This is a genomic window from Microbacterium sp. Cr-K32 (assembly GCF_000708345.1).
Taxonomy (GTDB): domain Bacteria; phylum Actinomycetota; class Actinomycetes; order Actinomycetales; family Microbacteriaceae; genus Microbacterium; species Microbacterium maritypicum_A.
The window spans coordinates 98,217-110,782 of record NZ_JARD01000009.1; the positions used below are offsets into that span (position 1 = coordinate 98,217).

The 12,566-nt window shown below is 68.4% G+C and carries 17 protein-coding genes; 12 read left to right on the plus strand and 5 right to left on the minus strand.

Annotated elements, in window-relative coordinates; translation table 11 throughout:
* Positions 1–82 precede the first annotated feature (82 nt).
* The 5 genes from GZ64_RS0103600 to GZ64_RS0103625 all read left to right on the plus strand — a co-directional run bounded on the left by GZ64_RS0103600 (position 83) and on the right by GZ64_RS0103625 (position 2,909).
* On the plus strand, positions 83–739 hold the full coding sequence (locus GZ64_RS0103600; protein ID WP_029265155.1) for a GntR family transcriptional regulator: 657 nt from the start codon (positions 83–85) through the stop codon (positions 737–739).
* A 213-nt stretch (positions 740–952) separates the two neighbouring features.
* The gene (locus GZ64_RS0103610) at positions 953–1,147 is read left to right on the plus strand and encodes a hypothetical protein (RefSeq protein ID WP_136025479.1); all 195 of its coding nucleotides are present in this window, start codon (positions 953–955) and stop codon (positions 1,145–1,147) included.
* A gap of 174 nt (positions 1,148–1,321) precedes the next feature.
* Positions 1,322–1,915, plus strand: a complete 594-nt coding sequence (locus GZ64_RS0103615) for a sulfite oxidase-like oxidoreductase (protein ID WP_029265157.1) — start codon at positions 1,322–1,324, stop codon at positions 1,913–1,915.
* A complete protein-coding gene (locus tag GZ64_RS0103620; protein WP_136025480.1) occupies positions 1,912–2,637 on the plus strand; it encodes a ferredoxin reductase in 726 nt (241 codons plus the stop codon). Before GZ64_RS0103615 ends, GZ64_RS0103620 begins: the two co-directional genes overlap by 4 nt.
* Positions 2,637–2,909: a DUF6510 family protein gene (locus GZ64_RS0103625; protein WP_029265159.1), complete on the plus strand. Its 273-nt coding sequence runs from the start codon at positions 2,637–2,639 to the stop codon at positions 2,907–2,909. Before GZ64_RS0103620 ends, GZ64_RS0103625 begins: the two co-directional genes overlap by 1 nt.
* 36 nt (positions 2,910–2,945) lie before the next feature.
* Here the strand turns inward: GZ64_RS0103625 and GZ64_RS0103630 are convergent, their stop codons facing one another.
* Genes GZ64_RS0103630 through GZ64_RS0103650 form a run of 5 tightly spaced genes read right to left on the minus strand, consistent with a single transcriptional unit; the run spans position 2,946 to position 8,360 of the window.
* Complete coding sequence (locus tag GZ64_RS0103630; RefSeq protein WP_051667831.1) at positions 2,946–3,455, minus strand: GNAT family N-acetyltransferase; 510 nt, start codon at positions 3,453–3,455, stop codon at positions 2,946–2,948.
* A gap of 48 nt (positions 3,456–3,503) precedes the next feature.
* The gene (locus GZ64_RS0103635) at positions 3,504–5,138 is read right to left on the minus strand and encodes an amylo-alpha-1,6-glucosidase (RefSeq protein WP_029265161.1); all 1,635 of its coding nucleotides are present in this window, start codon (positions 5,136–5,138) and stop codon (positions 3,504–3,506) included.
* Complete coding sequence (locus tag GZ64_RS0103640; protein WP_081859656.1) at positions 5,138–6,082, minus strand: carbohydrate ABC transporter permease; 945 nt, start codon at positions 6,080–6,082, stop codon at positions 5,138–5,140. The genes GZ64_RS0103635 and GZ64_RS0103640 overlap by 1 nt, the downstream gene beginning before the upstream one ends.
* Positions 6,079–7,041: a carbohydrate ABC transporter permease gene (locus GZ64_RS0103645; RefSeq protein ID WP_051667832.1), complete on the minus strand. Its 963-nt coding sequence runs from the start codon at positions 7,039–7,041 to the stop codon at positions 6,079–6,081. Before GZ64_RS0103645 ends, GZ64_RS0103640 begins: the two co-directional genes overlap by 4 nt.
* 2 nt (positions 7,042–7,043) lie before the next feature.
* Positions 7,044–8,360, minus strand: a complete 1,317-nt coding sequence (locus tag GZ64_RS0103650) for an ABC transporter substrate-binding protein (RefSeq protein WP_051667833.1) — start codon at positions 8,358–8,360, stop codon at positions 7,044–7,046.
* Between the two features lie 163 nt (positions 8,361–8,523).
* Here GZ64_RS0103650 and GZ64_RS0103655 point away from each other — a divergent pair, with 163 nt between their 5' ends.
* The 7 genes from GZ64_RS0103655 to GZ64_RS0103685 all read left to right on the plus strand — a co-directional run bounded on the left by GZ64_RS0103655 (position 8,524) and on the right by GZ64_RS0103685 (position 12,493).
* Positions 8,524–8,967, plus strand: a complete 444-nt coding sequence (locus GZ64_RS0103655) for a hypothetical protein (RefSeq protein WP_029260126.1) — start codon at positions 8,524–8,526, stop codon at positions 8,965–8,967.
* Positions 8,968–9,147: 180 nt separating this feature from the next.
* Complete coding sequence (locus GZ64_RS0103660; protein ID WP_029265165.1) at positions 9,148–10,218, plus strand: M4 family metallopeptidase; 1,071 nt, start codon at positions 9,148–9,150, stop codon at positions 10,216–10,218.
* The gene (locus GZ64_RS0103665) at positions 10,193–10,498 is read left to right on the plus strand and encodes a protealysin inhibitor emfourin (protein WP_029260128.1); all 306 of its coding nucleotides are present in this window, start codon (positions 10,193–10,195) and stop codon (positions 10,496–10,498) included. The genes GZ64_RS0103660 and GZ64_RS0103665 overlap by 26 nt, the downstream gene beginning before the upstream one ends.
* Positions 10,499–10,562: 64 nt before the next feature.
* Complete coding sequence (locus tag GZ64_RS0103670) at positions 10,563–10,898, plus strand: hypothetical protein (protein WP_029265166.1); 336 nt, start codon at positions 10,563–10,565, stop codon at positions 10,896–10,898.
* Between the two features lie 95 nt (positions 10,899–10,993).
* Positions 10,994–11,254 carry a hypothetical protein gene (locus GZ64_RS0103675; protein WP_029260129.1) on the plus strand — a complete coding sequence of 87 codons (261 nt, stop codon included), beginning with the start codon at positions 10,994–10,996 and terminating at the stop codon, positions 11,252–11,254.
* A gap of 58 nt (positions 11,255–11,312) precedes the next feature.
* Positions 11,313–12,074: a ribonuclease H family protein gene (locus GZ64_RS0103680; RefSeq protein ID WP_029265167.1), complete on the plus strand. Its 762-nt coding sequence runs from the start codon at positions 11,313–11,315 to the stop codon at positions 12,072–12,074.
* Between the two features lie 29 nt (positions 12,075–12,103).
* Positions 12,104–12,493, plus strand: coding sequence for a DoxX family protein (locus GZ64_RS0103685; protein WP_029265168.1), 390 nt, complete (start codon positions 12,104–12,106; stop codon positions 12,491–12,493).
* Positions 12,494–12,566 lie beyond the last annotated feature (73 nt).

Consider the following 12,566-nt stretch of genomic DNA (forward strand, 5'->3'; position numbering starts at 1 on the left):
GTATTCTGTATACACAGACTAAGACGTCGTCAGAGGCCCGTCAACCCATAGGCTGACGGGCAGGCGGCAGAAGAGGGGATGCATGGCGATCGAACGCAAGAACCTGCGCTCGCAGGTTCGGCAGGAGCTGCTGACCCGCATGCGCGCCGGACTCGTGCAGCCCGGCGAGGGCATCAATGAGGTGCAGCTCGCCACCGAGCTCGGCGTCAGCCGCACGCCGCTCCGCGAGGCGCTCATCGCCCTGGAGTCCGAAGGGCAGATCGAGAGCGAGAACGGCAAGGGCTTCCGGTTCGTCCCGCTCAGCGCCTCCGAGTTCCGCGATCTCGCTCCCGTCCTGGCGGCGCTCGAGAGCCTCGCGATCGAGCTCAGCCCGCCCGACGAGCTGCGTCGCATCGGCGCGCAGCTCAAAGAGATGGCCGACGCGTTCGCCGACGAGCTCGTGGAGCACCAGCTCGTCATCACCAAGGACGACGAGTGGCACAGCGTGATGCTGTCGGCCTGCCCGAACGCCCGCCTGCTCGCCGTGATCGACAACGTGCGCAGCTCGTTCCACCGCTACGAGTCGCTCCTCGTGCCCGAAGACGTCAAGGTCGAACGCGTCGCTGCCGAGCATGCCGAGATCGCTCGGCACCTCGCCGACGGCGACGTCCCCGGCGCCGTCGAAGCCCTCAAGCTCAACTGGATGCACGGCATGCAGCGCATCCTCGACAACGCCACGAGCTCGTACTTCACGGCGTAGCCCCGCCGTCAAAGGGTGACGTGTCCTACGGGGCGTATCAGGCGTTCCAGGCGACGCTTGCCGCGGCGCGGGTGCCGATGTGGAGGTCACGATCGTACCCGGTGCGGGGCATCAAGTTCTGGACGCGGATGAGAGCCTGCACGATAGGCTTCTGCGTTTCGCGCAGCGGATCGCCGCGGGCTACCCTAGGGGCACAACAGGGACGGTGATGCGATGAAGAAATCGACAATGCGAGGGTGGGGCTTCGTCGCGATCGCCCTGGCCGCAATCGGCTCAGTGACGTCGTACTCCGTCGTGCGCGCAGGTGGTGTCGACGGAGCCACGTACCTCATAGTGAACATCGCGCTAGCCGTCACCGGTGTGGTCCTGCTGGTCCTGGCCGCGCGGGACCGGTCGGAACAGAACTAGGCACGCGGCTCAGGGCATCTCGCCGATGGCGTCATCCCTGTGGCCGTCGAAGCGCTCAAGCTCGAGTGGATGCACGGCATACAGCGCATCCTCGCTCTGGGCACCCTCCGCGGAGTACCGTCTGAACCAGTACGCCTGACGCGCAGGGTCGCATCCACCGACAGGAGCAAGATCATGGCCGTGATTTCCCGAGGTTTCGGCGCTCGACGCAGGGAGAGCACTCCGGAGCTCCCGCCGGGGCAGTACCTCACCGAGGACTTCCCCGTGCTCTCCGCAGGGCCGACGCCGAACATCCCTATGTCGGAGTGGAGCTTCGGCATCCGCAACGAGGTCGGCGAGGTCGCCTCCTGGACGTGGGATCAACTGCACGAGCTGCCCATCGAAGACGTGCACACCGATATCCACTGCGTGACGCGATGGTCGAAGCTCGGCACCTCCTGGCGCGGAGTCTCTCTCGACACGCTCTTCGAGGAGATCGACACCGCCGCCTCCTTCGCGATGGCCCATTCCTACGGCGGGTACACCACGAACATCCCCCTCGACGATCTGCTGGGCGGGCAATCGTGGATCGCATTCGAGTTCGAGGGTGAGCCGCTCGCCCCGGAGCATGGTGGCCCCGCGCGGCTGATCGTGCCGCACCTCTATTTCTGGAAGAGCGCGAAGTGGCTCAGGGCGCTCACCCTGATGCAGGAGGATGCTCCGGGCTTCTGGGAGCAGAACGGCTACAACATGCACGGCGATCCATGGACCGAGGAACGCTATTGGTGACGGTCGGCGGCTGGCGTGAGGCCCGGGTGACGGGCGCGCACGCGGAGACGGATTCGGCCCGCACGATCCGCCTCAGCGCGCCGGGCTGGCCGGGGAGCGATCCGGGACAGCACGTCGATATCCGGCTCACCGCCGAAGACGGCTACCAGGCGGTCCGCTCCTACTCGCTCGCCTCCTTCGGCGACAGCGAGACGATCGAACTCGCGGTCGACGAGATCCCCGACGGGGAGGTCTCCCCGTACCTGGTGCGGGACGTCCGCGTCGGCGACGAGCTCGAGGTGAAGGGCCCACTGGGGAGATACTTCGTCTGGCGGCCCGAAACACCCGGTCCCGTGCAGCTCATCGCCGGGGGATCCGGCATCGTGCCGCTGATGTCGATGGTGCGGGCGGCTCAGTCCGCAGGGGCGACCGACGCGGTGAGGTTGCTCTACTCGGTGCGGGCTCCGCACGAAGCCCTCTACCGCAGTGAGCTCGAGGCAGCACCCGCAGGGGCGGCCGCGGATGTGCGATGGGCGTTCACCCGTTCCGCTCCTGACGGATGGGCGGGGACCGTCGGACGTGTCACCGAAGAGGTGCTCCGGGATGCCATCTGGCCACCCGAGCGCGCTCCCCTGGTCTTCGTGTGCGGGCCCACCGGGTTCGTCGAGCATGTGGCCGACCTGCTGGTCGGCCTCGGGCATGCGCCGGAACGTGTGCGCACCGAACGATTCGGAGGAAAGTGATGGATGCTGCCGCCCCCGCACAGACCGTCGACGGAAACGCGATCGCCGGCATGCTCTGGGACCTCTTCGGCGCGGACGTCACCGCGCTGGCCGGCACCTGCGGCGGTTGCGGCGCGCTCGCGGCCCTCGCCGAGACCGTGGTCGAGCTCGATCGCCACGCCGCCATCGTGCGGTGCCGCACCTGCACCCGCACGCTCTTCACCATGCTGCAGTCCCCCGACGGCGCGTCGATGCGCGTCGGGCTGCTGCACGCTCTCCACTCCTCCGGTTAGCACCCTGGGGCACCCCGCTCCCGTTGGTGGAGTCCGTCAACGATCTCCCGATGGGGACGGCGCATCCAGCTTCTTCGCCAACTGGTGGTGGGCGTAGGGCGAGTCGGAGAAGGGCGCGACCGGTTCATACCCGAGTCGCTGGTAGAGCCGGTGCGCCTCGGCGAGGTCGCGACGCACGGTCAGCCGGAGAGTGTGCAGACCGCGCTCGGCACTCATCGATTCGAGTTCGTGGATCAGGGAGCGTCCGACCCCACGCCCGCGCGCGGCGGGGGCGATGTACACCCGCGTGATCTCGCCCGCTCCCGGTCCGACGAATCGAACGCCTCCGCAGCCGACCGCCTGGGCGCCGTCTCGAACGACGAGCAGGAACCCGGTATCGCCCCGGAGGTCGTCACTCGGGTCGCTCTCCATCTCCTGCTCGACCTCCGCCGCGGTGGCCGGCCGATCCCAGTAGCGCCCGATGACTTCCGCGAAGAAGGCCTCCAGGACGCCTCGCCCTTCCGGTGAGCGCGGGTCTTCGAGCGTGATCGTGAGCGGCTCATGCATCACATCAGCTAACCAGGCCCCGGCGTGGCGGAACGACGCCGAAGGCGCTCAGCTGAGCTGCACGGCGAGGTCGATGAAGAGCGCAGCCGACCAGCCGAACGCGGTCGTCGCCATGCGGGCCTTCTGACCTGTGAGCGGGTTGAAGTACTCGTGCGGACCACCGCCATGGATCACCAGCGCAACGGTCTGCTCCCGCAGCTCCCGCGCCCGCTCGGCGTAGCCCGAAGCCTCGAGCCCTTCCGCGATGAGCGTGCTCGTGTTGACCCACACCGGGCCACGCCACATGCGCTCGTCCGAGAAGTCCGGGTCCGAGGCCGCGACCGTGGGCAGACCCCAGGGCAGGCGGAAGCGTTCGGGGTCGTCGACGGCTGCGCGCAACACCTCGGCGATCGACGTCGGCAGCGTGCCCGTGAGCAGCGGCATCAGGCCGACGACGGTGTCGCTGAGCTGCAGCTCGCCTCCGCCGAACGCGAGGAAGCGAGCACGCTCGGGATCCCACATGCGCAGCAGCAGCTCTTGCGTGGCCGCCGCCCGCTCGCGGAACCGCGTCAGGTCGGTATCCGGCTCGTACTTCTCCAGCAGCGACGCGAGTTCCCGATCCTGGCGCACGAGGTACGCCCCGAGGTCGGGAGCCGCGGTCGGCAGCGGACCGTCGAAGATCGGGCTGTCGTCGAGGCCTGAGGAGTACGGGTGGCCATACTCCGGCATCCCGTCGCGGTCGAGGTCGCTCGCGGCGAACCACCAGTCCTGCGAGCGGACGATGCGCGCCAGCTGCGTTCTCGCGTAATCGGGCGCGTCCTCGACCTCGAGCACCTTGCGCAGCGCCCACGCGGCGAGCGGTGGTTTCGTCAGGGGCACGGGCGCGCTCGGGTCGGCGATCTGCGACCCGGCGCGACGCAGGTTCGCGCGGTCGCTCTCGGGCAGATCATCGCTGGTGGCCAGCACCCCGAGCTCGTGCACCACGTCGGGCAGCTGCCCGTCGGACTGGGCGAACCGGAAGGCGATGTCGAGCTGTTCGCGCGCGAGCTCCGGGTCGCCGTGTCGCAGCCCGACGGCGATGAAGTACGCATCCCACTGCCACAGGCCGACATAGCCGATCTTCGACGGGACGATCGCTCTGGCGTCCCCGAGCGAGGGCAGCTCGACGATGTTCGCTCCGAGCACCCACCAGCAGAACGCAGTCATCTCCTGCAGGTCGTCGCGCACTGTCGGACACTTCGCGAACCAGTCACCCCAGACCTCCTCCGTCGTTGCGAGCGCCGCAGCATGGTCGCCGGGCTCGACGACGACGGCACGATCGGCATCGATGCGGAGTCGAAGTCCGTCACCGAGCGGATGCTCATCCACACGCCCGTCCGGTCGCCGCAACCGCACCCGCAGCCCGGGTTCTCCCCCGACGCTCAGCGTCGACGGGTCGGCGAACGTCAGCGTCGCCGCCGCATCGCCGAACGTCACCCGCGCCGGGTGCACGTCGGTCACCGGAAGCATCGCTCCCGCCGCATCCACCACGGCCAGCGCGTCCAGCACCCGGCATTCCGACAGCCGCCTCTCGTACTCCGAGGTGTGCACGCGCACGCCCTCCCCGTGCTCCGCACGGAACACGAGCACCCGTGAGCGGGGCAGGGTGAACGGGGCGGTGACGAGGTCGAGGCGACGCCCGGCGAGTGCTGCAGCATCCGTCATCATCGTCCTCCCAGTCCCGACGCAGCCATGCTGTTGAGGATCTTCCGCTGGCCGATCACGAACACGATCAGCATCGGCACGGTAGCGATCGCGGAGGCCGCCATCACGAGTCCGTAGTTGACCGACCCCTGCTGGCTCTCGAACGCGTTCAGCAGCAGCGGCACCGTGAACAGGTCGGGCGAGTTCAGCAACACCAGCGGGAACAGGAAGGCATTCCACACGTCGAGCGCCACGATGATGCTGAGGGCTGCGAGACCGGGCTTGAGGTTCGGGAGCACGACGCTCCAGAAGATGCGCCAGCGGCCGGCGCCGTCGACGATGGCCGCCTCTTCGAGCTCGCGCGGCAGCGCCAGCACGAACTGACGCATCAGGAACACCGCGAACGGGTTCGCCATGATCCCCGGCACGATCAGCGCGAGATGCGAGTCGACCCAGCCGAGGTTCGACATCAGCAGGTAGAACGGGATCAGCGTCACCTGCTTCGGGATCATCTGCGTCGCGAGGAAGACGATGAAGAGGACCTTGCTGCCACGGAACCGGATCCGCGCGAACGCGTAGCCGGCCATCGAGGCCGTGAGCAGGGTGCCCACCACCACGAGGATCGCGATGTAGGCGCTGTTCAGGTAGGCCTGCCCGAACGGCACCGCGTTCCAGGCCTGGGTGTAGTTGTCGAACGTCCAGGGATCCGGGAGGAACTGCAGCGGGTTCTTCAGCAGCTGCGGCAGGGTCTTGAACGAGGTCAGCAGCATCCAGATGAACGGGAACACCATGCCGATCCCTGCCACCACGAGCACCACGTGCAGCAGGGTCGAACCGAACCGGCGGCGTGCGCGGTCGACGGCGGGGCCACCACGGCCACGGGACCGGTAGCCGGGCGCAGTGATCGCGATGGTGGAGTCCGTGGCCGGAGCAGGGCCGGTCAGCGGGGGCGTCTGAATGCTCATGCGGGGTCATCCTCGTAGTGGACGAACTTCTTCTGCGCGCCGAACTGCACCGCGGTGATGACGAGCGTGAGCAGGAGCAGGATGATGCTCGCGGCGCTGGACGGACCGAACTCGAACCGCCCGAAGCCCAGATCGAAGATGTGGTAGACGATCGTGCGGGTCGCGTTGTCGGGGCCGGCGTCCTGCACCAGCACATAGACCGTGTCGAACGTCTGCAGCGACGAGATGAACGCGACCACCGACGAGAAGAAGACGATCGGGGAGAGCAGCGGCAGGCGGATGCTGGTGAACAGCCGCCACGGGCCGGCACCGTCGATGCGCGCCGCCTCGATCACCGAGGGTGAGATGTTCTGCAATCCGGCGAGGAAGATCACGACGTTGAGGCCCATCGACGACCAGATCGTGACGATGCAGACGGCGAGGAGGGCCAGCTTCGGGTCCTGCAGCCAGTCGGGCGGGGTGACCCCGAAGACCTTCGAGATCGTCGTGGACAGCAGCCCGTCGGAGCGGAACATCTGCTGCCAGATCATCGCCACCGCGACCGTCGAGGTCACCACGGGGGCGAAGAACAGGATCAGGTAGAGCGTGCGCGTCTTGAGCTTCTCGAGCGCGACGGCGACGATCACCGAGAGGCCGAGACCGATGGGGACCGTGACGATCGCGATGATGAGCGTGTTGATGATCGCTCGCCACAGCAGCGGGTCCGTCAACTGGTCGGCGAAGTTCGCGAACCCCACCCACGTGAGGTCGGACAGACCGTCCCAGTCGGCGAACGCCAGCACCAGGCTGGCGGCGAACGGCAGGACGACGAACAGGCCCATGCCGATCAGCTGCGGGCCGACGAAGACGTACCCCCACCGCCGATCACGGCGGCGCCAGAGCGCCTCCTTGCGCAGGGGCGGGGCGGATGCCGCAGGGGTGACCTGCGGCATCCGCCCGTTCTCGGTGACAGTGCTCACGCCTACTTCTCCGACCGGTCCTTGACCACGTCGGCGATCGTGTCGAGGGTGGCCTGCGCGTCGGTCTTGCCCTGGTAGAGCTTCAGGAACTCGTCCGCGATCGCGGTCGGCAGGCCAGGCACGCGCGCCTCGGCGGGGTAGTCCTCGAATCCGATGTCACGCATGTCGAGGAAGGTCTGGGCGTGTGCGGGATAGTCGTCCTCGAGCACGACCTCGTCAGCGCCCTTGATCGACGGGACGGCATTGCCGCCGCCCTGCAGACGGAAGGTCTGCCCCTCCGCCGAGAGGAACTCGGTCCAGAACGTGAACGCCGCGTCCTTCACCTTGGTCTTGCCGTTGATGGCGAGGAAGCTGGTCGCGACTCCGGTCGGAGCGGCTTCGCCGTCGGGAGTCGGCCACTGCACGATGTCGTAGCTGTCCTGCTCGCCCGTCGCATCGACCGTGCCGATCGTGTAGCGGCCCTGCACGAAGAAGCCGGCCTTGTGCGTGACGAACACGCTGTCGGCGCCGGCACCGTCAGGAAGGGTGTCGGCGACGACGAAGGTGCCGTCCTCGAACAGGTCGCCGAGCTGCTGCACCGACTCGACGGTGGCGGCGTCGTTGTTCGCGACGAAGGCACCGGAATCGTCATAGGGAGCATCGAGGCCCTGCGACGAGAGCCAGCTCCAGTGCGTCGCCCAGTAGTTCCAGTACATGGTGCCGGTGAGGCCCGCGTCGTGGAGCTTCTCGTTCATCTCCAGGAACTTGTCGGTGGTCCACTCGCCGTTCTCGGCGAGGGTCGCCGGGTCCTCCGTGATCCCTGCGGCCGCCAGCGCCTGCTTGTCGTACCAGAACACGTCGGGGTTCGAGTCGTTCGGGGCGGCGTACACCTCGCCGTCGTTCTCGGCAGCGCCGAAGAGCCCGGGGAAGAAGTCATCCTTCTTCGTCTTGCTGTCCTTCGAGTCCATCAGGTCGCTCAGCGGCATGAGCCGGTTCGAGTCGACGAACTGGCCGATCTTGTCGTCGCCCACGTAGAACACGTCGGGCGCGGTGTTGCTGGTGAGCTGAGCGAGCAGCTTGGAGTGGTAGTCGCCATAGTCCGCCACGGGCTGCAGCTTGACCTTGATGTCGGGGTGGCGCTCCATGAAGTCCTTGTTGAACTCCTCGTAGCGGGTGAGCTCGTCGGCCGTGCCCCAGGTCGACCAGACGACGGTGGCGTTGCCGTCGGCGTCGACGCCTCCACCGCCTCCTCCACCCCCACCGCTGCACGCGGCGAGTCCGAGTGCCAGAGCGCCGGCGGCACCCAGTGCCAGATACCGCGTCACGTTCGCACGTGCCATCTCGCTACCTCTTTCATCATTGGAAGATCAGGTCGGGATCGCCCCTTCGGGCGTATTGGTATTCTGTATACAGAACGCAATCCTGTCAAGGAATGGGGCGACGGACCTGCCCATCGAGACCATCCCGTGACGTGCGGCCCGGACCATGGCGCAGACTGTCTTCATGACCGATCCCGATCCGCACCTGCTCGGCCCCGGACTCCTCCCGACGCCGTTCACCGCCGCCGAGATCCGCGACGCCACCGGCACGGGGATGGTGATCCACCTGCTGCTCGAAGGCCCCGACGGACCGATGGGCGAGCACGTCAACCGCTTCCACGACACCGATGACGAGGGAGCGACGCTCGACCGCTGGGCAGCGGAGGACCCCAAGGCCGTCGTCTCGAATCGGGTGACCTGGGCAGAACTGCAGGGCCATGCCGCCTTCGACGCCGGCACGACGAGCGTGTCGACCGTGAGTCTGACGACCCCGCTCGGTGCGCTCACCTGCCGCCGGTACGACACCGACGACGGCATCTTCTGGTTCTCGATCGACCACCCGGGCATGCCCGTGCAGTACGAGTCCGACGGCCTGCGCACGACCGTGCTGAGCATCGAGAACGACTGAGGGCGCGCGCCGGGAGGAGGCACCGTGTGCGGCGGAGAACTCCGCGTCGGGCGGACAGCCACGCGGCACGGCTCCTCCCGACACAGAGAACTCCGCCCCACGCCGGGTCCACCCGACGCGGTTCTCACCGCAACGCGCCCGCGCCACACGAACGTCGGCGTCCCAGCGTAGGGTCGCACCATGAGCAGCACAGCATCCGGAGAACGTCATGGAGTGGTCCCCTCTTACCTGCTCGCGCGTCTGGCCGAGTCAGGCCGATTCCCCAAGGCCGCCGCAGCTGCGAGACAGACGCTGACCGCCGGTCGACCGCCCTTCCGCGCGCGCATCGACCTGTCGATCGACGAGAACGGCGACCTCGTGGCGCAGCTGTCCGATGCCCCCAACCGCACGATCAGCGACGCCGGCAACACGCAGCAGCTGCCCGGCGCGGTCGTGCGAGGCGAAGACGATGCCCCGGTCGATGACACCGCGGTGAATGAGGCCTTCGACGGCCTCGGCGCCACGTTCGAGATGCTGTTGGCCGCGTTCGAGCGCAACTCTCTCGACGACGCGGGCGCCCCGCTGGATGCGACCGTGCACTACGGCGTCGAATACGACAACGCCTTCTGGGACGGCGAGCGCATGGTCTTCGGCGATGGAGACGGCGAGGTGTTCCAGCACTTCACCGGCTCGCTCACCGTCATCGGCCACGAGCTCGCCCACGGCGTGGTGCAGCACACCGCCAACCTCGAATACCAGGGGCAGCCGGGCGCCCTGAACGAGTCGATCGCCGACGTGTTCGGCGCCCTGACTGAGCAGTACGCACTGAGCCAGACGGCCGACCAGGCGACGTGGCTCATCGGTGCCGAGATCTTCACCGACGCCGTCGAGGGCGCGGCGCTGCGCTCGATGATCGCACCCGGCACCGCCTACGACGACGATGAGCTCGGCCGCGATCCGCAGCCCGACCACATGAGCGGCTTCGTCCGCACCACCGAAGACAACGGCGGGGTGCACATCAACTCGGGCATCCCCAACCGTGCATTCGCCCTCTTCGCGATCGACCTCGGCGGCAATGCCTGGGAGCGGGCGGGAACAGTCTGGTACCGCGCTCTCACCGGCGGACTGTCGAGCACCGCGACCTTCACGCAGTTCGCCGACGCGACCGTCGCCGCGGCCACGGCCATCGATGCCGCCACAGCCGCAGCAGCTCGACGGGCGTGGACGACCGTGGGAGTCTATGAGGATGAGCGAGTCCCCTCCACCGACTGACGCGCAGGTCGTGATCGCGGTGGTGCGCACCGGCGGCATCGCCGGCATCCGCCGTCAGTGGCATGTGGAAGCCGGCACTGACGACGCGGCGGAGTGGATCGATCTGATCGACCGCTGCCCGTGGGATCAGGAGCGGGACGGCGGACCCGGCGCCGATCGGTTCATGTGGAGCATCCAGGCGCGCACACCGTCCGAGCGGCGCGAGCGCGAACTGCCCGACTCCGCGCTCGAAGGCCCTTGGCGGGCACTCGTCGAGGCCGTGCGCGCGGCCTCGGCCTGACGCCGTCAGTCGACGTACGCTCTCAGGTGAGCCGTCTGCCGACGGCGACACGAAGAGGGGGCTCGTGCTGACGATAGAAGAAGCTGAACGACTGCTCGGTGCGGCACGCGAAGCACACACCCGCGGCGACCCTCTCCTGCACCTGCACGTCGAGGTCAGCCGCCTCATCGGTGCCCCGTCGTCCTGGGGTTCGGCGGCGAACGACTACCTCCAGAACGAGAGCGTCGGCTATTTCCTCAGCGAGGTCGAGAGGGTCGGTTGGCGCCTCGAGCACACGGGATACGCCTTCGTCGGATCGGGCGCCACCACATCCGATCGGGTGATGAGCACCGGAACGGGCGTCGTGAATCACGGCGCCGTCTCGGGATACTTCACCTTCCGGCGCGCGGCCTCGGCCTGACAGCCACGACGTCGGCGACGACCACCGGCGCCGCATCCGATCAATCCCGTGTGAATCCGGCCTCCTCACGGCGGCTCGGGGTCACAATGGAACTCATGGGACTGTTCCAGCAGAAGCCTGAAGAACAAGAGAACCAGTGGGTGCTGCCCTCGGAGCCGCTCGAGCGCTCCGAGTCCGAGGTGCTCGACACCGCGCCTGTCGTCGATCCGCTGTCGATCGGTCTCGGCGCGGAGACCAGCGGCGACCTGAGCTCGGTCTTGTTCCCGGTCGCGCCCCCGGTCCCCGAGGCCGCCTCGACCGGTGACGCCGAGCCGCTGGACGACGAGCCGCTGGACGACGACCCCGAAGGCGACTGACCGACTGCTCGCCCTTCACACGACAGGGCGACGTCGCGCTCACCGTTACGGTTGAGGGATGACGATCACCGCCGCCGCAGACGGCTCCGCCCTGGGCAACCCCGGCCCCAACGGCTGGGCCTGGTACATCGACGACGACAACTGGGCGGCCGGCGGATCGCCGCACGGCACCAACAACCAGGGGGAACTGCGAGCGGTGCTCGAACTGCTGCTCGCGACGGCGGGCACCGACGAGAAACTGCTGATCGAATGCGACAGCCGCTACGTGATCGACTCCGTGACGAAGTGGATGCCGGGCTGGAAGCGCAAGGGCTGGCGCAAGTCCGACGGCGGCCCCGTGCTCAACCGCGACCTGCTCGAGGGCATCGACGAGGCCATCCGCGGCCGTGACGTCGAGTTCTCCTGGGTCAAGGGGCACGCGGGGCACCCGCTGAACGAGGCCGCCGACGAACGTGCGAACGCTGCGGCCAAGGCATACCAGGCGAAGCAGGAACCACGTCGAGGACCGGGCTTCACCCGCGGCACGGATGCCGGAGCCGCGGTCGCCGCGTCGGCGCCGGTCGCCGCCTCCGCCCCCTCGTCGGCCCCCGCTCGGGCGGCCTCGCCGACGATGGCCTCCGCCGCCTCCCCGACCGCTGCGTCCGCCGTCGCCGAGCCGTTGTGGGCCGAGGCATCCGATCTCCTCGACGGCCTGGATGCGCCCGACGACGACCCGATCGAGCTGCGCATCCCGCTCTCGTCCGACGAGCACGCGCGGCTGCGCGACCGCGCCGAGGCTCAAGGTGTCTCGCTCGAAGAGGCGCTCCGCCGCCTGATCTGAGCCCAGCGACCGAGGCGTACACTCGCACCATGTCGACTCCCGCCCGCACCATCGGCCGCATCTTCCTCGGCGCCTCCCTCGTCTTCGCGGGGGTCTCGCACCTCACGATCGCCCGCGAGGAGTTCCATGCCCAGGTGCCGGAGTCGCTGCCGCTGGACCCCGACACCACGGTGCTCGCCTCGGGCGTGGCCGAGATCGCGCTCGGCTCCGCGCTGCTGCTGGCACGGCGCCGCCGACGTGCGGTCGGCACGTTCGCCGCCCTGTTCTTCGTCGCCGTGTTCCCCGGCAACGTGGCGCAGTGGATGCACCACCGTGACGGATTCGGGCTCGACACGGACATGAAGCGCTTCGTCCGGCTGTTCTTCCAGCCCGTGCTCGTCGCGCTGGCCCTGTGGTCGACCCGCGAACCCCGACGCTGACTCACGCCACGCCCTCTCCACCACCAGAACGCTGACCCTCCGCGCATGACGGGTCCTCCGAGCTGCGGTCCGT

Bases quoted from the DNA above. Each gene is read 5' to 3' on its own strand.
- GZ64_RS0103685 (WP_029265168.1), top strand. From the start codon at position 12,104: ATGTCGACTCCCGCCCGCACCATCGGCCGCATCTTCCTCGGCGCCTCC.
- GZ64_RS0103650 (WP_051667833.1), bottom strand. From the start codon at position 8,360: ATGGCACGTGCGAACGTGACGCGGTATCTGGCACTGGGTGCCGCCGGC.
- GZ64_RS0103655 (WP_029260126.1), top strand. From the start codon at position 8,524: ATGACCGATCCCGATCCGCACCTGCTCGGCCCCGGACTCCTCCCGACG.
- GZ64_RS0103660 (WP_029265165.1), top strand. From the start codon at position 9,148: ATGAGCAGCACAGCATCCGGAGAACGTCATGGAGTGGTCCCCTCTTAC.
- GZ64_RS0103630 (WP_051667831.1), bottom strand. From the start codon at position 3,455: ATGCATGAGCCGCTCACGATCACGCTCGAAGACCCGCGCTCACCGGAA.
- GZ64_RS0103615 (WP_029265157.1), top strand. From the start codon at position 1,322: ATGGCCGTGATTTCCCGAGGTTTCGGCGCTCGACGCAGGGAGAGCACT.
- GZ64_RS0103675 (WP_029260129.1), top strand. From the start codon at position 10,994: ATGGGACTGTTCCAGCAGAAGCCTGAAGAACAAGAGAACCAGTGGGTG.
- GZ64_RS0103640 (WP_081859656.1), bottom strand. From the start codon at position 6,082: ATGAGCATTCAGACGCCCCCGCTGACCGGCCCTGCTCCGGCCACGGAC.
- GZ64_RS0103665 (WP_029260128.1), top strand. From the start codon at position 10,193: ATGAGCGAGTCCCCTCCACCGACTGACGCGCAGGTCGTGATCGCGGTG.
- GZ64_RS0103600 (WP_029265155.1), top strand. From the start codon at position 83: ATGGCGATCGAACGCAAGAACCTGCGCTCGCAGGTTCGGCAGGAGCTG.
- GZ64_RS0103680 (WP_029265167.1), top strand. From the start codon at position 11,313: ATGACGATCACCGCCGCCGCAGACGGCTCCGCCCTGGGCAACCCCGGC.
- GZ64_RS0103635 (WP_029265161.1), bottom strand. From the start codon at position 5,138: ATGACGGATGCTGCAGCACTCGCCGGGCGTCGCCTCGACCTCGTCACC.
- GZ64_RS0103625 (WP_029265159.1), top strand. From the start codon at position 2,637: ATGGATGCTGCCGCCCCCGCACAGACCGTCGACGGAAACGCGATCGCC.
- GZ64_RS0103610 (WP_136025479.1), top strand. From the start codon at position 953: ATGAAGAAATCGACAATGCGAGGGTGGGGCTTCGTCGCGATCGCCCTG.